The 20,664-nt window shown below is 46.5% G+C and carries 19 protein-coding genes and 1 pseudogene; 4 read left to right on the top strand and 16 right to left on the bottom strand.

All coding sequences use genetic code 11. The features are described from left to right. Positions 1-53: 53 nt before the first annotated feature. The 5 genes from LOK74_RS01950 to LOK74_RS01930 all read right to left on the bottom strand — a co-directional run bounded on the left by LOK74_RS01950 (position 54) and on the right by LOK74_RS01930 (position 4,238). Positions 54-1,001: an S-layer homology domain-containing protein gene (locus tag LOK74_RS01950; protein WP_230044953.1), complete on the bottom strand. Its 948-nt coding sequence runs from the start codon at positions 999-1,001 to the stop codon at positions 54-56. A 60-nt stretch (positions 1,002-1,061) separates the two neighbouring features. Beyond that, positions 1,062-2,093 carry a CpaE/TadZ family protein gene (locus LOK74_RS01945; RefSeq protein WP_230044952.1) on the bottom strand — a complete coding sequence of 344 codons (1,032 nt, stop codon included), beginning with the start codon at positions 2,091-2,093 and terminating at the stop codon, positions 1,062-1,064. Then, positions 2,008-2,655 (bottom strand): hypothetical protein, encoded by a 648-nt coding sequence (locus LOK74_RS01940; protein ID WP_230044951.1) that lies wholly within the window; start codon positions 2,653-2,655, stop codon positions 2,008-2,010. Before LOK74_RS01940 ends, LOK74_RS01945 begins: the two co-directional genes overlap by 86 nt. A 1,017-nt stretch (positions 2,656-3,672) precedes the next feature. Continuing rightward, positions 3,673-3,888 carry a hypothetical protein gene (locus LOK74_RS01935; RefSeq protein WP_230044950.1) on the bottom strand — a complete coding sequence of 72 codons (216 nt, stop codon included), beginning with the start codon at positions 3,886-3,888 and terminating at the stop codon, positions 3,673-3,675. A 95-nt stretch (positions 3,889-3,983) separates the two neighbouring features. Continuing rightward, the gene (locus tag LOK74_RS01930) at positions 3,984-4,238 is read right to left on the bottom strand and encodes a helix-turn-helix domain-containing protein (RefSeq protein WP_230044949.1); all 255 of its coding nucleotides are present in this window, start codon (positions 4,236-4,238) and stop codon (positions 3,984-3,986) included. Between the two features lie 155 nt (positions 4,239-4,393). Here LOK74_RS01930 and rghR point away from each other — a divergent pair. Next, a pseudogene (gene rghR, locus LOK74_RS01925) lies at positions 4,394-4,609 on the top strand (transcriptional repressor RghR); the annotation flags it as partial. A gap of 1,017 nt (positions 4,610-5,626) precedes the next feature. Here rghR and LOK74_RS01920 read toward each other — a convergent pair. Then, positions 5,627-6,862 carry a helix-turn-helix domain-containing protein gene (locus LOK74_RS01920; RefSeq protein WP_230044948.1) on the bottom strand — a complete coding sequence of 412 codons (1,236 nt, stop codon included), beginning with the start codon at positions 6,860-6,862 and terminating at the stop codon, positions 5,627-5,629. Positions 6,863-7,190: 328 nt separating this feature from the next. Here LOK74_RS01920 and LOK74_RS01915 point away from each other — a divergent pair, with 328 nt between their 5' ends. The 3 genes from LOK74_RS01915 to LOK74_RS01905 all read left to right on the top strand — a co-directional run bounded on the left by LOK74_RS01915 (position 7,191) and on the right by LOK74_RS01905 (position 10,465). Continuing rightward, on the top strand, positions 7,191-8,753 hold the full coding sequence (locus LOK74_RS01915) for a recombinase family protein (RefSeq protein ID WP_230044947.1): 1,563 nt from the start codon (positions 7,191-7,193) through the stop codon (positions 8,751-8,753). 86 nt (positions 8,754-8,839) lie between these two features. Next, positions 8,840-9,963, top strand: a protein-coding gene (locus LOK74_RS01910) for an IS3 family transposase (protein ID WP_230044946.1) whose coding sequence is annotated in 2 segments (ribosomal slippage) — positions 8,840-9,092 and positions 9,092-9,963 — 1,125 coding nt in all. Because the reading frame shifts where the segments join, the coding sequence is not laid out codon by codon here. A gap of 196 nt (positions 9,964-10,159) precedes the next feature. Beyond that, positions 10,160-10,465: a hypothetical protein gene (locus LOK74_RS01905; protein ID WP_230044945.1), complete on the top strand. Its 306-nt coding sequence runs from the start codon at positions 10,160-10,162 to the stop codon at positions 10,463-10,465. Between the two features lie 119 nt (positions 10,466-10,584). On the opposite strand, the gene yhbH is transcribed toward LOK74_RS01905, so the two are convergent. The 10 genes from yhbH to rnhA all read right to left on the bottom strand — a co-directional run bounded on the left by yhbH (position 10,585) and on the right by rnhA (position 20,624). Further along, positions 10,585-11,604, bottom strand: a complete 1,020-nt coding sequence (gene yhbH, locus LOK74_RS01900) for a sporulation protein YhbH (RefSeq protein WP_230044944.1) — start codon at positions 11,602-11,604, stop codon at positions 10,585-10,587. Between the two features lie 89 nt (positions 11,605-11,693). Further along, positions 11,694-13,592, bottom strand: a complete 1,899-nt coding sequence (locus tag LOK74_RS01895; protein ID WP_230044943.1) for a PrkA family serine protein kinase — start codon at positions 13,590-13,592, stop codon at positions 11,694-11,696. 832 nt (positions 13,593-14,424) lie between these two features. Beyond that, a complete protein-coding gene (locus LOK74_RS01890; protein ID WP_230044942.1) occupies positions 14,425-15,156 on the bottom strand; it encodes an HAD family hydrolase in 732 nt (243 codons plus the stop codon). Between the two features lie 79 nt (positions 15,157-15,235). Continuing rightward, positions 15,236-15,706, bottom strand: a complete 471-nt coding sequence (trmL, locus tag LOK74_RS01885; RefSeq protein WP_230044941.1) for a tRNA (uridine(34)/cytosine(34)/5-carboxymethylaminomethyluridine(34)-2'-O)-methyltransferase TrmL — start codon at positions 15,704-15,706, stop codon at positions 15,236-15,238. 34 nt (positions 15,707-15,740) lie between these two features. Beyond that, positions 15,741-16,025 (bottom strand): hypothetical protein, encoded by a 285-nt coding sequence (locus LOK74_RS01880; protein ID WP_230044940.1) that lies wholly within the window; start codon positions 16,023-16,025, stop codon positions 15,741-15,743. A 109-nt stretch (positions 16,026-16,134) separates the two neighbouring features. Next, positions 16,135-16,842: a DNA alkylation repair protein gene (locus tag LOK74_RS01875; RefSeq protein ID WP_230044939.1), complete on the bottom strand. Its 708-nt coding sequence runs from the start codon at positions 16,840-16,842 to the stop codon at positions 16,135-16,137. Between the two features lie 575 nt (positions 16,843-17,417). Next, positions 17,418-18,383 carry an amidase domain-containing protein gene (locus tag LOK74_RS01870; RefSeq protein WP_230044938.1) on the bottom strand — a complete coding sequence of 322 codons (966 nt, stop codon included), beginning with the start codon at positions 18,381-18,383 and terminating at the stop codon, positions 17,418-17,420. An 80-nt stretch (positions 18,384-18,463) separates the two neighbouring features. Beyond that, a complete protein-coding gene (locus LOK74_RS01865) occupies positions 18,464-19,003 on the bottom strand; it encodes a methylated-DNA--[protein]-cysteine S-methyltransferase (RefSeq protein ID WP_230044937.1) in 540 nt (179 codons plus the stop codon). A 29-nt stretch (positions 19,004-19,032) separates the two neighbouring features. Continuing rightward, positions 19,033-20,193: a tRNA epoxyqueuosine(34) reductase QueG gene (gene queG, locus LOK74_RS01860; protein WP_230044936.1), complete on the bottom strand. Its 1,161-nt coding sequence runs from the start codon at positions 20,191-20,193 to the stop codon at positions 19,033-19,035. After that, positions 20,190-20,624, bottom strand: coding sequence for a ribonuclease HI (gene rnhA / locus LOK74_RS01855; protein ID WP_230044935.1), 435 nt, complete (start codon positions 20,622-20,624; stop codon positions 20,190-20,192). Before rnhA ends, queG begins: the two co-directional genes overlap by 4 nt. Positions 20,625-20,664: the final 40 nt, after the last annotated feature.

Here is a 20,664-nt window from a genome sequence, read left to right as displayed (position 1 = left end):
TTCATCCTCCTGTTTCTGATATAAAAGAAATAACAAGAAGCATAAACTCCTTGTTATGGGTTATCACCATTTGCTAGCATAAACCGCATCAAAATGGTTACAGCCTCTGCTCTGGTGGCTAGTCCCTGTGGTCGGAATGTATCATCAGGGTAACCCCGCAATAATCCAGCTCCCGCAGCTTCCCGAACTTCCTCCTGGAACCTGATTTGTTCCAAATCTTTATATGCCGGTATGGTTTTCTCACTTGCGACCTCTTTAGCTAACCACAGGGCCATTTCTTCTCGACTAATCGGTTCGTTTGGCTTCAGAAGGCCGTTTGGATACTTGTCGATTGGGATATTCCCCCTATTCTCTAGCCAATTGACCGAAAGATAGTACCAAGATGACTGAGGAACATCTTTAAACCTTGTGTGAGGTTGTTCCCCTTCTTTTTCAATCCCGATTTTATTTAGTGCTCTCTCTAACAAAGCTGCAAACTCTGCACGCGAGATGGGATTGTTAGGGCGAAAGGTACCGTCTGGATACCCTTGAATAAATCCCATATTGGACAGAGCCAAGATTTCTTCTTCGGCCCAATGACCCTTTATGTCCGAGTGATTCGCCGGCACAAAAACAATCCTATCTCCAGAGTCTGTCGACCCTTCTTTACTATTGTTTCTTCTGCCTCTGTCGCTTTTGTCCTTATCGGAATCATTGTCTTTCCCGTTGTCTTTATCATCATCTCGATCATGGTCATCTTTATCGTCACCTCCTTCGTCTTCTTTGGGAATCACAATAACTTCTCCCTCATCGGAGTCAGGGGAGTCAGGTGGCGTAATGACAACCCGAATCTCATCCTCCTCATGATCGAACGTGACCGTGACACTATTCCCATCCTGATCATAGATCGTGTACTGTTCAGTAGCCCCCGGTAATTTGATGACATCCTTCTGTTCTGCAAAGACAGAGATTGGACTGATGAGTAACACTAGTGTCATCCCCATTGCTGTCATACGTTTCATATTTGCACACCTCCATTTTTGGAATAAAAAATATCCTCAGCGTAAGCGAGGATTGATTGGTTATCGTAGCCATCTTTTTATGAATCCTTCTTTCTGCTTCGGCTTCGCGAATATTTCTGGGAAACTTTTCTTTAACACGCCTCCGCAGGCCTTTGTGAAAGGATGTTTCGGTTGTTCATGCACCAACAACTTTCCTTCATTATGGATGCTTCGCATATTATCCGCCTCTGGAAGATATCCCACGATGGAGATTCCTACTTCACGTAACAGTCGTTCGCATGTTTCCCGATTGATCTTATTCCTTCCTTTCCTGCCCCGATCAAAATTGACAAGGGCAAAGACATTATCGGATATCCCTTGCTTCTTCCATAACGCTGTATAGTTACCTACATCTTTGAGTGTCGAAAAATCATAGTCGATGACTACAAAAGTTTTATCTGCTGCTTTCATCACGGAAACCAAGAGATCATGTTGTTCCGGACCCATGTCAACGATGATTAAGTCAAAGTATCTCTTTAACTCTCGGATGATGGCGGCCGCTGCCTCCATTGGACAAGTCTGTCCAATTTCAACTGCCGGAAGTACGTAATATCCTTCTTCTAGCCGTACTACCAGTTTTGATAAAAGTGTCACTTCGTCCAATTCTTGCTGCAGGTACGGCAGCCAGCTCATTACATTTACTTCACTTTTGATTCTCAGCCGAGATGCAACATTTCCGTGCGGATGTTGCAGATCGACAATGATGGTTCTGCCTTTACCTAAATCATGAAGATGGCGTGCTAACGACATGGCCAAAGTCGTTTTTCCTATTCCCCCTTTGGTTGACGTTACTACCATTACGCGACCGTTTCTCATGGTATTAATCGTTAACCCATCCATTTGAATGAAATTGTTCGCACTTCGAACATTGCTTCTTATTGCCGAACCATTAAGAGCCGACTCTATATGGACAATAGACTTCTCATCCAAATCACGGTTTCGCGGGACGGTGTACTCTTCTGGTTCATCAGTCGTCGATAAAATCCCCTTGTCGCGGGGCCGGAGAAAAATCACTTCCTGCTCGTCCTCTTGTTGTAGGTATAATTGAGTCATTTTTAACGCCTTCCTTCCTTATTTCGATTACCCAGGTCTCCCAATTGCGAGGGATCCGAAATTCTGCAGTCCCATACCATTTATGAAAAACACGCAGCCATTCCTTTTCTGCCTTCGGTACATACGGATCGGCAAGACTTTCGACTTTTTTGATTTGTACATCCAGATCCGCCACGGCTTTAAATGTTAGCCGCCAAAGCGCGGTATGAGTCGTTCCGATATACTTGGCTCGCTTTTTCTGCTGCAGAGCTAGTTGATACAAAATCTGATGGTCGCGAATGTACTGACGCAACAGGCGGGTAGGACTGATGGGCTTGTACGGTTCACGTACATGCACCTCCCACCAGATTTCTGTTTTCGTTTCTTTTAATCGTAAAAGAAACATTCGCTGTAACCCGATTTGATTTGAGTACTTTCTTGCCTTCCAAAGAATGAGACGCCTTACGGCCACTCCAGATACAGGAATGATCAGTGCAGCAAACCAGGTACCAACAACCACCTGCAGCTGCAGATTCAAGCAAAACAAAATGCCAGATAACCCGGCAAATGCCACTGCAATCACACAGTCTACTTGCTGCCAAACCCGCAGATGGTGCATGCTCATCTTTCATAGTGTGATCGGGATGGAATTCGTTTTACTTCTTTGACGTTCGATCCTTTCTTTTGAGCCAGTTCGGTAAACATCCCTTGCATGACATCGCATGTCTCCCAGTCACACGTCGCTAACCAGGTTAGCTTTCTTTTCTCCATGTTCGTTAGACTTCTGTTTAGTGCATATTCCATGGTAGCGATGAATGCCTCTGCGCGCTTTACCATGCTCCCAACAATAGCAAGGTTGAAGCCTTGGTCTTGAAGGTAGGTCCTTACGTTGAATGGCACCTGACTACGCATCTTTTGATTATGATTCTTGTCAGAGCGAGATTCCACTATCCTTATCCTCCCTTGCATTATATTGATGACTTTAACCATCCACACATGTCACACAAAATGCGCCATGTGTGCAGGGTTAAAACCCTGCCTAATTCAAAATGATTACAGGAACGAAAAGCAAGACTTCGGCGGAAACAGCTAGGAGTTTCTGTCCCGATCGCTCACCGGTTAATTAATCAAATCGTCACCTGATCAACCTAACGGGTCGTCGCAACGCCGCACTGGTGCCACCCAGGGATGGTGAGCGGCTTTTTCATATCGCTCACTGCACATGCAGGTCTTGGCAACTCTTGAAAAAGCATCACCAGAGCCATTCACGGCCACTGTCTCCTTCATACAGGCTGTGTAGAACAACTTATACATAGCCATTCGGGCCACTATAGAGTGTAGAAACACTCTTTTTTCAAGGATCTAAGGCGGACGCTCGTCCACCCCACAGGCAGCACACTCTAAGCTGTGCTGCCTGTGCGGAGACGAGACTCCGACACAAACAGGAATGTATGTTCTGTTAGTGGCATATAAAGGCACCCAATCCGTATTGATTTCCGGATAATGTTTGAATGATATTCTGAAGAAGGAGTGCCTAATATTTCCTCGAATAAATAATCTCATGATGACTGGCCGCTAGTTACCCCAGGATTTGCCTTTCTTAAGCACTATCGTGATCCCTTGATGCCTCGCCCTTTGCAACCTGGAGCAATGACTGAATCCAAGCTCGTTTGAACATCCGGACCTCTGGTAAATGGTTGTTCTCATCCCACCAACGTTTTTGTTCTTCTGGTGTCATGAAGGGCAAGGCTGAACGAATCTTGATGGTTGTGTTACCAACTTGTGTCACAAAAACCGGGCGCTCATCGTATTTCATACCTGCATCCCTCCCTAGTCTAAGGGTATGCGGATTGTTAAGTGGGACTACCCTGGTCATTTACTGAACTCCTCTCATATGTATAAACTAAGGATTTAAGCCGAGGACTTATCATTACCTTTTGGTAACAGTTTTTCAAAAATAAAAGCATCTTCAAATTTCACATTGCAATGCTTTAAAACACCGGCAATAAACTTGCTTCCAGGCTTTCTTTTCTTGTTAAGCACTCTGTTTAGCATACTATGAGAGATACCAATTAGTTCGGCAAATTCACCTTCAGACATATTATTTTGCTTAAGATAGTTTTGAAAGAACTCTTCTTTAACAGTGATGCCGTCTTCGAAGTGCATTTTATCACCTCCTACGCTTTTACTTTTTGTTACCCTTTGGTAATAATATAACCTTAATTTTTCCTTTTGACAATGATTTTTTCTAAATACATCATAATAGTATTGCCTGCTGGTAATATTGTTTTTAGAATATGAGTTAATAGGTGGTGTGAACGATGCACTTTTTTGGGGAATACCTTCGACAATTACGTGAGGCCAAAGGTATGACGCTAAACCAACTAGCAGTTTATTCTGGTGTTAGTGCTGCTCAAATTTCTCGAATTGAAACAGGCAAACGCGGCGTACCAAAGCCTGAGACATTAAAAAAAATCTCAGAAGCATTAAAGGTTCCGTATGAAGAATTGATGTCCAAGGCAGGTTACATTCAAGACGACAAGGTAATATCCGATTTTCTTGAAACCGCCCCTGAGGATGTGAAACGCGTACTCTCAACTCCTGATATACTAAGTAATCTTGATAGTTTCTTGAAATATGTGTATGACCTTTTTATCGACATAACTGGTCTAACAACGGAGGCAATGATAGAGATTTTTGATGACTACAGAACCGATTTTGCTGGGACACACAAAAAATTAGGAAAGCAAGTAACTCCTGATATGATTTTTGACAATCTTGATCTAAAGACAAAACTAGATATTCTTAAGCATTTCCAGTATACAATTGAAAACGATTCGTTGAATGAATTATTAGCAAACGCGAAGCAACGGTTCATCAAGGAACCTACAGAGAAATATGACTACAGTAATGACCCGACAATTACCCCTGAGGTTAAGGAACTTCTAGATCTTCTTGCTGACATGCCACCAAATGAACGAAAGGATATTATTGAGCAAGCACGTATATATATTGCTGGCAAACAAGCACTTAACCGGTCATCTGACAAGCAGTGACCGGTTCTTTTTGATTCTGTTTATTATTGAATCAGCATCGTTGTATATGCTATGGAAGTATAGCAATTGTTGAATCAAATCTTTTTCCTCCTTCGTAATAACAGGGACTATTGAACTCCTTAGGCTATTCAGTGAGTTCTGCTTTCTCAATTCAACCACCCCTAATCACTGACACTTTCTGTGTTATGATCCTTCGCTCCAAAATAAAAAAGCGATAGAATATTCTCTATCGCCATTCTACACCCACTTTTTTGTCTTGTCTGTCAAACAAGGTTCATTATCGCAAATTTCGACATTGTCCATTTTACATTTCGCGGTAAATCGACACAATATTGTTAACTTGTTTCTCCAGGTCCATATACGATTACTGTATGCTTGGAATCATAAGAGTTGCATGTGTCACATTTCGCAGGGACTATTATCCCGACAGATAGTACTAAGAATAGGCTAATCGCGATCGAGATTACCTTTTTCATCGCTTAACACCTCCTTGTACTTTTAATTTATCATATTGTACATAATTTCCAATTTATCGACAAGATAGTCTTTTGTCGAATCATATTCGTCCTGAAGATAAGTAACTTTCAACTCTTTTATAATCTGAAGTACATTCTTAAGACCAACATCTCCCTTTGTTTCAAATAGTAACATAGCTTTATTCCTACGATGTAACAGTAACTCAGAATTATACATATGCCACCCTTTATTTCGTGCAATTGGCAGAAGATTTTCGGCCTCCTGGATACATTCCTGAGCTTTATCATAGTTTCCCAAACGTAACTCCATGCACGCAAAATCGTTATTAATATTAATCCTACGAAAATCATCATCTTTCAAAGTTCCCAATAGGTTTGTCCATTTCTCTCTCGCCATATCATATTGGCCCATCATGTAATAAGTTCTTCCAAGATTTAGATGACAAAAATCCTTTAGGTCTTGGTCTAAAGTGAGCATCAAGCAGCTATGAAAATGAACCAATGCCTCCTGGTAAGCTTTAAGCTGCAAGCATATTAATCCGCATCTCGAAAATAGCTTTGCCCTTACTGAATCATCGTTAAGTAGATGTTGGCGCTCTAAAGCATTACGTGATGCGTGATACGCCTTCCAGATTTCCCCTTGGTAATACTTTGCATTAGCATACTGGTACCAAAGAACTGCCAATTTCTCATCCTCATTTTTTACTCGTTCTATTATTCGTTCCGCAATTTCAACAAAAGCGCTGAATTGCTTGTTACTCTTGAATGAAATACCGTACAAATAGGCGAGTTGAGAAATGAAGTTATCTTGGTTTAATGAGTTGAAAAATCGGGTCACGTAATTAATCTTCCTACGGTTGACTTTGTTTCCTCTAGCTGACTCCCACGTGATCCATTGGAACAAAGCATTTACCGCTTTATTGGTGTCATTGTTTTGGAGCGACAAACGAATTGCCTTTTTTATTATAGCTTTTGAGAAAGAGGAATATGTATCTTGACATCTTTCTGCCCATTCAATCAATACGGATATATCATTTTGTATTTTGAGGTATTCTTTGAATACACTCTGCGTTTGATCAAGGACTATTGCCACTGATTCTATCGTATCTAGTCGCGGAGTGTTTGATCCCCTCTCCATGTGGTTGATAGTTTGCCTCGTAACACCTGCTTGTGCCGCCAATTCTTCCTGGCTTAGTCGTTTAGCCTTTCTCATCCCTTTAATTATTCTGCCGAAGGTTCTTAATTCATATACTTTCATAATTGGATCCCTCACGACTCTACTACATGTTAACCAAACCGGACTACTAAGATATGTACTTAGGATAATATCTGATTCGCAATCACCTATGGTATTTAGGGCCTATTCCCTTGTTGAAACGAACACTTTTCATGCTGGATATTGACTCTATAGTACTATAAATGCGAAAAGAATCATCATGCTAATAGTACACTTTTTCTGTACAGGGTCTTATTACTCATTATACTTTTATTACACTTATTTCCCATATTATAAGTGGAAAAACATGCGGTAATACCCAAGCGCACCTTGATTTTTTGCCATGTTATAATCGTGAAGAGGTGATTGCATGAGCCGACCTACTAACTTGGATGTATATATTTATCTACGTAAAAGTAGAAAAGACGTTGAAGAAGAACGAAAAGCACAAGAGAACAACACACCATTTGATACATTGGACAAGCATCGACGAGAACTATTGGAGTTGATCCGTCATGAAGGCCATAACGTAATTGGTATTTTTGAAGAAGTTGTTTCTGGAGAACACCTTTCTGAACGTCCTGAAGCTCAGGAAATGCTTAGACAGATCGAGAAGGGATTAGTGAACGGCGTTGTTGTGATGGACCTTGACCGGCTTGGGCGAGGTGACATGATAGATGCCGGTACAATCTTCCGAGCCTTCAAATTTTCAGAAACTTTGATCATCACGCCAACAGAAGTTATTGATTGCAATGCTGAAGGTGCAGAGCTTCTCTTTGGCGTGAAATCGATCATTGCTCGTGAAGAACTTAAGCAAATTAACAAGCGCCTACAGGGAGGTCGGAGACGCTCTGCGAAAGACGGAAAATCTATAACGCGCAAGCCTCCATATGGGTATCTTCGTGACGAAAATTTAAAGCTCATCCCCCATCCGGAAGAGGCACCTATCGTCCGGAAAATTTTTGAGTTAATAGCAAGTGGGCACGGTCGTCAAGCTGTTGTAAAGTATTTGGACTCCCAAGACGTTAAACCTCCAGAGGGTGACCTTTGGGAACAATCTACCGTTTCGAATATCATCAAAAATGAGGTTTACTTGGGCCATATTATTTGGGGAAAAGAGAAACACCTTAAACGAAATGGTAAGAGAGTACGAAAGAAGGTCCCCCCAGAATTGTGGATCCGTCATGAAAATGCGCATGAAGCAATAGTAAGCCGAGAGCTTTTTAATGAAGCAAACACAGCTCTCCGCGAAAGGTGGAGAGCTCCCGCTAGAGCAGGTGTGGGATTGAGTAACCCCTTGGCAGGAATCATCAAATGCGGCGTATGTGAGAGAGCCTTGTATCTAACTCGAACAGTAGATCGACCTAATCCGCAGTTGCGCTGCATTAACCCTAGATGCCAAAGCATTCAGAAGGGTGTATTATTACCCTTAGCAGAACAACGTGTCCTTCAATCTCTTGAGATTCTTGCCAACAAGTTCTCGCTCTCTGAGAAAGAATTGGCTGCTTCTTTACAAGATAAGCCTGAGGATGTAGTGGAAACCAAGGAGAGAAATATCACCAAACTAAAAAGGGAACTTTCAGAGCTAAACTCAATGAGGGAGACTGCGTTTGAGATGCTTGAAAAGAAAGTTTACAGTGAAGAGATCTTTCTGCAACGGCACAAGAGAATAACTGACAAAATCAAAGAGGTGGAAGCCTCTATTGCAAGACTACAAACCGAAATCGAAGAGGAGCTTCACAGAAGGAAGCATCAAAAAACTATTGTCCCAAAAGTCCGTGCTGTCTTAGAAAGTTACTACAGCCTAGAAACTCCCGAGCAAAAAAATCAACTGCTCAAATCGATCATTAAGAAGGTGTTATTCATCCGAAAAAAAGAATGGACAAAAAAAGATCAGTTCGAAATAGAGCTGATCCCGCGGCTCCCGCTTTAACGGGAGTGGATCGGCTACACTAAGTTGGACAGAAAAAATAAGGGCTTGTAGAATAAACCTATCAAGCTAAGGAGCGGATCTCTACAATGCCCAAGCAACAACAACGACGCACGTTTACAACCGAATTCAAAAAACAAATGGTGCAACTCTATGAAAACGGGAAGTCCAGAGCGGCGATTGTGGAGGAATATGACCTCACCGCCTCGGCTTTAGACCGATGGATCAAACAAGCTCAGACAACAGGCTCCTTCAAGGAGAAGGACAATCGCTCATCAAAGGAAAATGAGCTGATCGCTTTACGAAAAGAAAATCAACGACTGAAAATGGAGAACGACATTTTAAAGCAAGCCGCGCTGATCATGGGACGAAAGTAGCTATCATCCGGAACAATCGTGATAAATACTCGGTATCAGCAATGTGCGGCGACCTGCAGATCGCAAGAAGTACGTTCTACTATGAAGCGAAAGAATCACCAAAAGAAGACGAGATCACCGAAGCGATTGTGGAGATTTTCCACAAAAACCGCAAAGCTTATGGCACACGCAAGCTCAAATTCAAGCTTCAAGAACGCGGCTTGGTCGCTTCCAGACGTCGAATTGGCCGAATCATGAAAGAGCAGGGGCTGGTCTCCACTTACACCATAGCTCAGTATAAGCCCCATAAAACGGCTTGCAATGAAGCGACGACGGCGAATGTCCTAGATCGTGAGTTTAAGCAAACGGAATCCAAGCGCTTTGTCGTTAGCGATCTAACGTATGTGAAGGTCCAAGGTAAGTGGCATTACATTTGTGTGCTCATTGATCTGTTCAATCGTGAGATCATCGGCCATAGTGCAGGTTCCAATAAGAATGCTGCTCTGATTTCCCGCGCCTTTGCTACGGTACAGGGCGACCTGCGTCAAATCCAGTGGTTTCATACGGATCGTGGCAGCGAGTTTAAAAATGAAAAGATGGATGAACTTCTAGAGACCTTTGAAATCGGTCGATCTCTCAGTATGAAAGGCTGTCCTTATGACAACGCCGTGGCTGAAGCCACCTACAAAGTCATGAAAACGGAGTTCATCAACCAGATGAGCTTCCAAAGCCTTCGTCATCTGGAATTGGAGCTATACGATTACGTCAACTGGTTTAACAAGCATCGGATTCACGGAACGCTGGGATACTTGACACCTGTTCAGTATCGCCAGACACCCCTTAAAAAAGTTGTCTGATTTACTGTTGACAATCCAGAGTCTTATTATGCAAAAAAGGGGCAACCGATAACCCTCTTGATTCCGCATAAACCCTATAATTGTCTTTGAGCTTTGTATTAAATAGTATGTAGATTTTTCAATTCATCTACCAACCCGAAACTCATGCTCGTGCTAACTGATGATGGGATTGTGAAACGTAAGTGGCTAGAAAAGGATGGACCCTCGAAATACCAACGACGTTAAAAAAACGAGCATTCTCGATCCTTATAAATCCTATATCAAGGCGAGAATGGAAGAAGGCTACTTAAATGCTGTGGTTTTGTTTGATGAAATCAAAGCCCAAGGTTATCCAGGGCAAATTCGGCTGCTTCGCTCATTCATGGAACCGCTCCGCCCGGTTGTATCGACTAAAGCAACGCTCCGTTATGAAACGGCATCCGGAAAGCAAGCTTGCCTTATTGGCAAGACCCTTTGCATGAGTTGTTATTATTTGATCAAGCAGACACTTTTCAATAGGTAAAATCAATGTTCATACTTCCTTTTTACCCTTGTATAAAATTTACAACAGCATATCACTTACTCAACTAAGAAACTCTCCATACAAATGGAGAGTTTCTTTTGTATATATCATAAAGATGTCTATTGATTCACTTCCCCATACCCAAACATATTGCACCGCTCCATCAATTCCTTCACTAGCTTTACACACCGCTCGTTGTCTGATGTCAGGTTGTCACCATCGGAAAAGTGGAACGGATAGATGTTGTACTGGGACGGTGGATAACGGCTGTCGATGATCTCCAACGCCTTGCGATAGGCAGAGGAGCAGATGGTTCCCCCGCTCTCCCCTTTGGAGAAAAAGGCATCCTCTGTCACTTCTTTGGCCTCTGTGTGGTGGGCGATAAAGGCGATCTCCACCTTCTCATAGCGGGTGCGCAGAAAACGCAGCATCCAGAAAAAGAAGCTGCGGGCAATGTACTTTTCAAAAATCCCCATCGAACCGGAGGTGTCCATCATCGCGATAATCACCGCATTGGAGTGCGGCTTGATCACTTCTTCCCAGGTTTTGAAGCGCAGATCCTCATCGGAGATGCCCAATTCCAGATCCTTATACCCTGCCAGTGCATTGCGGCGAATCGCTGCGAGCAGGGTGCGTTTTTTGTCGATGTTGCCCATCAAGCCCTTTTTCCGAACATCGTTGAAGCGTGTCTCCTCGACGATGATCTCATCCCGGTCTTTCTGTTCCAGATTGGGCAGCTCCAACTCGGAAAACAGGATTTCTTCCAGCTCTTCGACGGTGATCTCTGCTTCGTAATAATCGGCCCCAGGCTGATCACCCGCCCCGCTTCCTTTGCCTGCCCCTTGCGCAGGGTCACCGCCCTTGGCGATCACGTCGCCAACTTTGGAGTCTCCTTTTCCCTGCCCGGTGTGCTGCCCTTTTTGATAGTTAAACCGGAAACGGTATTCATCCAGTGAACGGATCGGAATCTTCACGACATCGCGGCCATTTGACATGATGATGCTTTCTTCGCTTACCAGATCAGGCAGGTTTTTTCGGATCGCCTCTCTCACCTTTTCCTGGTGACGGGTCTGGTCCTGGTGGCCTTTGCGGTGCAGGGACCAATCTTCTTTGGAAACCACAAAAGACGCTTCGTCCATAAAAACCCCCCTCCCTTATCCTGACGCAACTCCCATGATGGCGTTATCCCGAATGGCCAGATCCGGGCGCCCTACTTGCAGCGCTGCAACTACCGGTTCAGCAGGCTGCCTACATATCGCAGCAGTTCATTGGCGCAGATCGGACAATAACCGTGTTCCTCGATTAACCGTTTGGTCACCTCATTGATCTTTTTCAGTTGATGCTCATCCGGTGTCTTGGTTGACGTGGTGATCTTCACAACATCTTTCAGATCGGCGAACAACTTCTTCTCGATCGCCTCGCGCAGCCGGTCGTGTGTTTGGTAGTCGAAGCGTTTGCCTTTTCGGGCATAGGCGGAAATCCGGATCAAGATCTCCTCGCGAAACGCCCGTTTGGCATTTTCTGAAATGCCGATTTGCTCCTCGATAGAACGCATCAAACGCTCATCCGGGTCCATCTCTTCGCCTGTCACGGGATCACGCAGTCGGTTCATGTTGCAGTATGCTTCCACATTATCGAGGTAATTGTCCATCATCGTCTTGGCCGATTCTTCATAGCTGTAGACGAATGCCTTTTGCACCTCTTTTTTGGCCAGTTCGTCGTACTCTTTGCGGGCGACAGAGATAAAGTTGAGAAAACGCTCCCGCTGCTCTTTGGTGATGGACGGATGTTGATCGAGACCATCTTTTAAGGCCCGTAAAATGTCGAGGGCATTGATACACTCCGTATCACGGCGGATTAGCGCACTGGAGATCCGGTTAATGACATAGCGAGGGTCGATGCCGGACATTCCTTCATCGGTATGCTCATTGCGCAGCTCTTCCAAGTCGGCGTCCTTAAAGCCCTCTACAGCCTCTCCATTGTACAGGCGCATTTTCTTAAGCAAATCAGCGCCTTGCTTTTTCGATTCTTTCAGACGTGTCAAAATAGAAAAAATCGCAGCGGCACGCAACGCATGCGGAGCGATATGGACATGACCGAGGTCGGACTGTCTGATCAGCTTGGCGTAGATTTTCTCCTCGTCGCTTACCCGCAGGTTGTACGGAATCGGCATCACAATAATCCGCGACTGCAGTGCTTCGTTTTTCTTATTGGCGATAAACGCTTTGTATTCCGCTTCGTTGGTATGAGCCACTATGAGTTCGTCAGCAGAGATTAACGCAAATCGACCTGCTTTGAAGTTGCCCTCCTGGGTCAGGGAAAGCAGGTGCCATAAAAATTTTTCATCACACTTCAGCATCTCTTGGAATTCCATCAAACCGCGATTCGCCTTGTTCAATTCCCCGTCAAAGCGATACGCCCGGGGATCTGACTCGGACCCGTAGGTGGTTACCGTGGAGAAATCAATACTGCCGGTCAAGTCGGCAATATCCTGTGACTTGGGATCAGATGGGCTAAATGTACCGATCCCGACCCGATTGGCCTCTGAAAAGAGAATCCGCCGTACCGGAAAATCTTCAATCCGGCCGCCAAACTCCGTCTCCAGCCGCATCCGGTTATACGGTGTCAACTCTCCCTCGATCTTCACCCCAAGCTCGGCCTCTATCTCCGGACGAAGCTCCTGGGGAATCAGATGAAGCGGTTCCTCATGCATCGGGCAGCCGTCGAGCGCATAGACCGCCCCTTCATCCGTTCGCGTGTAGCTTTCCAATCCGCGCTTCAACAGGGTGACAATCGTTGATTTCCCACCGCTGACCGGTCCCATCAAGAGCAAAATCCGCTTGCGTACATCGAGCCGACGCGCCGCCGAGTGAAAGTATTCTTCGACCAATCGTTCGATGGAACGATCCAATCCGTAGATTTCCTGCGAAAAAAATGTATAGGTCCGGGTACCGTCTTCATTTTCTTCGATTCCCGCGTTTTTAATCATGTTGTACACGCGAGAATGCGCGGTTTGTGCAATATGAGGATTTTTCCGAACAAGTTCGAGGTATTCAGCAAATGTGCCTCTCCACGCCAGTTTCTCTTCACGGGCCCGGTGTTCAGCGATGCGTCTCAAGATATCCATGCAATTCACTCCTCTCAGTTCCGCCCAACATCAGCCTTCGCAGTGTACTGTTAATTATATGTCCTGTGCCAAACCTGCATTCTTCAAAATACTCCGACGGGATGCGCAAAAAGCTTTGTATTGCTCGTATCTTATTTTTATGCGAGCAGGCGGCACTTGTTGCGCCTCAGAACTGTCATAAATCAGGTTGGTAGGTTGTTTGCAAACAGGGAAGGCTACGATATAATGGGAGTGAATCTTCAGGTTGCGAAAGGAGCGGTCCGCATGGGTACATTTCTCGTTGCGTTGGTTTTTGGTGCATTCCTATGGGCCATTCTCACCGCAGGATACAACGAGGACAAGACCTGGAATCTGTAAGGAAAAGGAAGCGGTCACGGCGAGTGGCCTTTTCTTCCCTTTCTTACCCGTTATCCTTTTGGTCTGTTAAAACAATCTGTCAAAACGATCTGTCAGAACGATTACGGACAGCAAACACTCCCGTTGGAAAAACTGGGCTTGTCGCCGATCAGATGGCGGAAGCCGCAGTTTTTCTTGTTTTTTGCACCAGTATCATCATTCTTGCATCAGTGTCATCGATATCGATAGCGGACAAAATGTACATAAAAAAAACAGGGTATCGTCACCACAATTTTTCATCAGTGGCCGATGCCCTGTTTTCTTGTTCTGTCACAGTCTTGACTGTATGTTACATACTCCTGTATCGATTTATGTACTCTCGTCTGGATTTACGCACTCTTTTCTGGGGGTTACGGACTTCTTGTCTGCAACACATCTCTTGTCCTTGGTATGTACCTTTTCTGTGGTCGTACCCTCTCTGTGTTCCGTCTCCTCCCTACACTGCCGCAAACACACCGGTTCTGGCAGCAATCGCCTGATACAACTCTTCGATCGTCCCCCGCTGATCTACGGGATACACGGGCTCACCGCGATCCTCCAGATAATTGGTGACCAAAAACGTCTTCATCCCCAACTGGCTCGCCACCATATCTTCTTGCATATGGTTTCCGACCATGATGCAGTCAGCAGGTGTTACACCCAGCTGATCACATATTTCCTGATAATAGCCTGGATTGGGCTTGGTATGATGAGAATCCTCGTAGACCGTAACCAGATCGAAATGATCCGGTGTGAGGTCGATCCAAGCCAAGCGACTGTATATCGCGTCCCGCGGGAAAACCGGATTGGTGGCCACAGCGGTCCGGTACCCCTGGCTCTTTGCTTCCTCCACAATTCGTTTGGCCCACGGGGATGGATACGTAAGGTGAGAGAGCTTGGGGAAAACATCGCGGTAAAACGATTCAAACAGCGGCCAGATTTGCTCTTTTTGCAGTCCCGATCCACGCAGAAAACTCTCCGTAAATACTTGCTCATTTGTTTTATCCGGTTCCTTGCTGATAATCATCGCTTTGGTTGCGTCCCAGATCAGCGCTAACAACTTCTGCGTATCGTAGCGGTCTCCGATGTATGCGCCTAGCTCCTTCAGGTAACTGGCTACAAAGGGTTCCGTATGCATTTCCAATAGTGTCCCGTCCAGGTCAAACAAAATCGTATGGCGAGTGCTCATGGGTCTACCCCTTCCCTTCTTTCGGTCCAATTTTTCCTAAACATGTCCGATCGATCCCCAGAAATTTTCAGTCGATTTTCTAGGCCATTCCTGGAAAGCCGATTTGCCGCAGCGCCTCGTACACGACGATGGCTGCACAATTGGACAGATTGATCGAACGGGTCGCGTCGCTCATCGGGAGACGAATAATCTGTTCCTGGTACGGCTCCACTATTTCACGAGGCAGTCCCGTTGTTTCCTTCCCCAGAATGATATAATCACCATCGCGATACGCAACATCAGTGTAGCGCCTGCCACCCCAAGTCTCCACAAAATAAAACTGCCCTGAACGGTCTGCATGCCGCTCGGCAAAGTGGGCAAAGTTGTCATAGTGAAAGACATTGACGGCATACCAGTAATCAAGACCCGCCCGCTTCAAGTAACGGTCATCTGTAGAAAAGCCGAGTGGGTGGATGAGATGCAGATGTGCCCCCGTCGCGGCACAGGTGCGAGCAATATTTCCCGTATTGGCAGGTATGAGCGGTTCGTGCAAAACTATATGTAGCGGCATGTGGACGTTCACCTCAAGTGTACTCAACTTCTTATTATACAAGCTGTCTGCCCCATTTGCGAGCCTGTGGGTGCAGCCAATCTGCAAGGAGTGACAAGAGTTTGGTGCATGCAGGTGTTTGGTGCATACACCAATCAAGCATCTGCCGCTTACTCACACCCGCAAAAGTAAGATAGATGGTGGCTATCTCATTTTTTTCAAGCACTTCTTGTTGTTTATTACGTGTGTAAAAACAAAAAACCCCAAAAACAAGGGGTTTCTCTTCAGTCTGAAGCACGCCCATATTGGCGTACTTGGTATTTATGTATGGTGGAGCCAAGGGAGATCGAACCCCTGACCTCATACTTCCAAAATCCAAACTACACTCTATTCCATCACAGCTTGAAATCTTGCCTGCCCCAAATCGTTTCTTGTGGTGAAGCTATAGTTTAACACCTTACATTCTTGCGTTTGAAACCAAGTTGCCCTTTATCTACTGCCTTTTGAATACGTTCGGACGCATGTAGGAAACTGCTTTTTTTCTTGTCCCGTTTGACTTCTACCGGGCCTACTGCTTTTGCGGTCTCGACCGCCTTATCGTGGAGCGGCAAATAAGATACCCCCACTGTGTAGATAAAATTATTCATCGCGTATTTAGTTCGTTCGGGTGAATCGTGAATCGTGTTTTCCACAATTTCAAGCAGGTTGGCAATTTTGCTTTCCGAAAATTCACCGTCCGAGCGATTGCCCAAAAGCCAGCAGTAACAACTCCAGCCCGCTGACATTCTCAGATCTTCGCCGCTTGCGATCCATTTATCGGCAACTTCTTGCGCAATATCTGTTTCTGCCAAGGTTACTGCAACCACAAAATCCGACAGCATATAAAAATAAGCCCCATCTATCCAACGTTCAAAATCCGCTTCAGTCATTGCTTGTGGATCTGCAATGACGCCGGCAAAGTACATGGCGTCGTAGTTCCCTGTGGCGTAGAGCTGCTCAGCCAAAAGTTGATTTTTCTTAATTTTCTTGGCCATTGGCTTCATATCGCCTGTTGCCACGCCAAAAAGCGGCTCGTGCGCACCATTGGATACGTAAATTTTCTTGGTTCGTTCCTTGCCGAGAGCTTCAAGCTCCTGCATAACTGATTCTAGGTTCAATGTTTAACACTTCCTTCTTTAGCATTAGTAAAAGCGACCATCTAGACCCGTACGATAGATACTTTCCTTTTTACTCTTGTCCTTGAGTTTAGAGCAGTGTAAGTGTGCTACGGCGCTGCTTACTGCCCATCCATCCGTATAAGTTTTCCCTTTTGATTAAGCTTTCCCTTTTGATATCGTGCGATCAACGTCGAATCCTGATCACCCTGTTTATACCCAAGCAAAAACAGGAATTTTGCGCTTCGGGATGCTCCTCTTCCAGACTTGTCTCTTTTGTCAGATCAGCATGTTGAACGGGTTGAACGACCGCTTTCACCCTTTGCCCAAATGTTTCATCACGAACCCGTATAACGCCTACGTCTTCCACCGATGGATGATGGATAAGTCAATCCCGCTCGGATAAACATTTTCACCGGCTGAAACAACCATATCATCTGTTCTTCCGCATAAAAAAAGCCCTGTTTGGGCTAAGTGTGTAGATAAAGCAATAGGATGGCCGGTGAGCATCCCGTTTCCAAAGGGAACAACTTTTCCAACCAAGCCTAGCTGGACCAAAAACCCTAGTCCCAGAGGCGCTAAACACTCGCCGCCCCCGCCGGTCGTATCCGAAAAAAACCGTATCGGATATTAGGCGTATAGGCAGTGGAATCCCGATACTCCCAATAACGGTGTCGGCTGTTGGTGGTATGGGCGTTGACCAAAGGCATGTTGTTGGCATCCTTGGCGACCACGATTGTGTTGTGCTGCCAGCGGCCGTCTCCATCAAAATCGTAGCAAATCACGTCGCCAATCTCCAACTGCGTCGGATGGTCTACCTGTCTGGCGTAAAACGGGGCTTTTCCGGAACGCAGCAAGCTGTATAAAGCATGGGCAACCGCCCAGCTATAGCTCCAGTTTGCCCGGGAACCGCCTCGATACCACCAGCCCTTGCTACGGCTGTTGGAAAATGCCATCGGGATTCCACCCGCATGCAAACACTGGGAGACGAAGTTGGTGCAGTCGACATCAAAGTGTCGGTAGGCTGGATTGTAACTGTTCCAGTACGTTTCTGCATAGGAGACTGCTTTTCTCCGGTTGTATCCCCCGCCGTATGCGGTTTCTTGAACATCTGGCTGCAGCGGGCTCACGCTGCCGCTCTCCGTTTCCCTGCGGGAACGGTCAGGGAAAAACGATCCCCATGGTTCAAGAAACAACCACCTGTTATCCTCTTCCCGCTGCATACTGACGTGTTCCACCCAACTTCTCTCTCTCTGGTAGCTGGTCTTCTCTCGCAAAAAGTACAACCGCTGATGCAAGGATAGTACCGCTTCTGCTTTTTCTTCACCCATCAGCGTCAGTCCAAGCGGCACCACCTGCAGTCTGGCAGCAATCAGACCGTTGCCATCATTTTGCTGTGGCTGCCTCTGCCACATCTCCCGAACCTTCTGCAGGGTCTGCTGACCCTTGAAGTAGCGCTCCAGACGCTCGCTGCGCCCGTCTACACATGTCTGGTTGACGTCCGCTAAATACGCTTTCATCTGCTCAATCCAGGTTATCTCCACAAGCGATCTCCGCCTCCGTCCGTTTTTACCAAGTATATGCGGAGACAGTTTCCTACCATGCTCATGATTGCAGAGGCAGGCTAGGCCCCTGCTGCCGTACCGTTTTGAGGGAGATAGCCTTCCAATCGCAGCAAGCTCTCTTTGATCGACAAGCCCCCACCGTACCCGACCAGTGCTCCATTGGAGCCGATCACACGGTGACACGGGATCACTACCGGTATTGGATTCTGGTTATTGGCACCACCGATCGCCCGTACGGCACGAGCTGCTCCAATCGCCAATGCCACATCCTTATAAGAACGAACCTCTCCATAGGGAATATTCAACAACTCAGACCAGACCTTTTTTTGAAAAGGGGTTCCGTACAAATCGAGCGGCAGATCGAAGGTTTGTCTGCTGCCATCAAAGTACTGCTTCAATTGCCGGATAACCTGCCGGTTGCAATCTGAGTGAGCGCCCTCTTTCCTTTTCAAACCCCACCTTTTGCACCAGCGTTCCAGTGAAAGCAGAGCTGCGTCCCCGGTACCGAATTCGATAAAGCACAACCCTTGTTCCGTAGAGGCAATCAACAGTGATCCGATTGGCGACTCCATCACACCATAACCTACGTAACCTGCCATCTGTTCTCCTCCCAGGATCAATCTTTGCGTCAGCCCGTCGACATTGTTCCCGTCAACATTTCCAACCCTTTTCTGATCTCTGTCACCACTTCTGGCATCTCTTCATTCCGTTCCGCCTGTGCTAACGCCTGTACCGCTTCTTCCCCACCGATCTTGCCCAATGCCCAGGCGGCAGTGCCGCGAATCACAGGGCGCGGGTCGTTGACCAACAGCCGGATCAATTCCGGCACGGCCGTCTTGTCTTTGAAGTGGGCCAGCGCCAAGATCGCATTCCTCTGAATCGGTTTTTTGCCTCTCCAGGCTGCGGACGTATGGCCGAACGTTTGCTTAAACTGCTTGTTGCTCATCGATAGAATCGGCAGGAGCAGCGGTTTCGCCACCTCCGGATCCGGCTGCAGGGCCGGCTGATGAGCATTGTGACGTCCTCTGTTCTTAGGACAAACCGTCTGGCAGGTATCGCATCCATACAGTCGGTTTCCGATCTTCCCCCGGTATTCGTCAGGGATAAAATCCTTTACCTGTGTAAGATAGGCGATACATTTCTGTGCATTGAGCTGCCCTCCCTGTACCAACGCCCCCGTCGGACAAGCGTCCACACAGAGGTTGCAATCGCCGCAACCCTCTTCAACAGGCGTATCAGGCGGCAGTGGCAGGTTGGTGAGCAGTTCCCCCAGAAATACCCACGAACCGAACTCCGGCGTAATCAAAGCACAGTTTTTGCCTACCCAGCCAATCCCGGCTCGCTCCGCAACGGCCCGGTCAGAGAGTGCCCCCGTATCTACCATTGACTCGGTTTTGGCATGAGGCTCCAGTTGGCGGATGAACTGAGCGAGCTTGTCCAGCTTCTCGCGCAGCACATGGTGATAATCGGTTCCCCACGCCGAGCGGCTGAGTATCCCGCGATAGGCACCCGGCTGGGATTTGGGGGGATTTTGCATCTTGGAAGGGTAGGCGATCGCAATCGCGATCAGCGACTGCGCCCCGCTGAGACTTAACCCCGGTTCCGTTCGCTTTTCCAGATCGGGTTCTTCAAAACCGGACTCGTACCCTCTTTGACGATGTTCCATCAATCTTTGTTTCAGTTCCACAAACGGGTCGGCCGAGGCAAACCCGATCTTATCAATGCCGATTTGCTTGGCGTATTGGATGATCGCCTGCTTGGTCTGTTCCCAATAGGTCGATTGTGTCACGTCTGTTTGATCGCCCCCGTGGCCAGTTCGTCACAACGATTGTTCCATTCGTTGTCCGCGTGGCCCTTTACCTTGATGTATTCCACTTGATGAACCTCCATGAGGCGCAGCAACTCCTTCCACAGATCCTGATTCTCGACCGGTTGATTTTTGCTGTTCCGCCAGCCATTCTTGATCCAGTTTTTGTACCAGCCCTGCTTGAAACAGTTAGTTAGGTAGGCACTGTCACTATATAGCTTCACCTTGCACGGCTCTTTTAACGCAGACAGCGCCTCAATCGCAGCCTGCAGTTCCATCCGGTTGTTGGTCGTCTGCTCGGCCGCACCGGACATCTCCTTTTTATGATCGCCGTAAAACAGAACTGCGCCCCATCCGCCGGGTCCCGGGTTGCCGGAACAGGCGCCATCTGTGTAGATTGTCACTTCTTTCATCAGCAGTTATCGCCTCCTGCTATTGTTCCCTTTTTATTGT

The organism is Brevibacillus humidisoli (assembly GCF_020923435.1).
Taxonomy (GTDB): domain Bacteria; phylum Bacillota; class Bacilli; order Brevibacillales; family Brevibacillaceae; genus Brevibacillus_E; species Brevibacillus_E humidisoli.
Note: the sequence above shows the minus strand (reverse complement) of the source record. Positions and strands in the feature narration are given on the sequence as shown.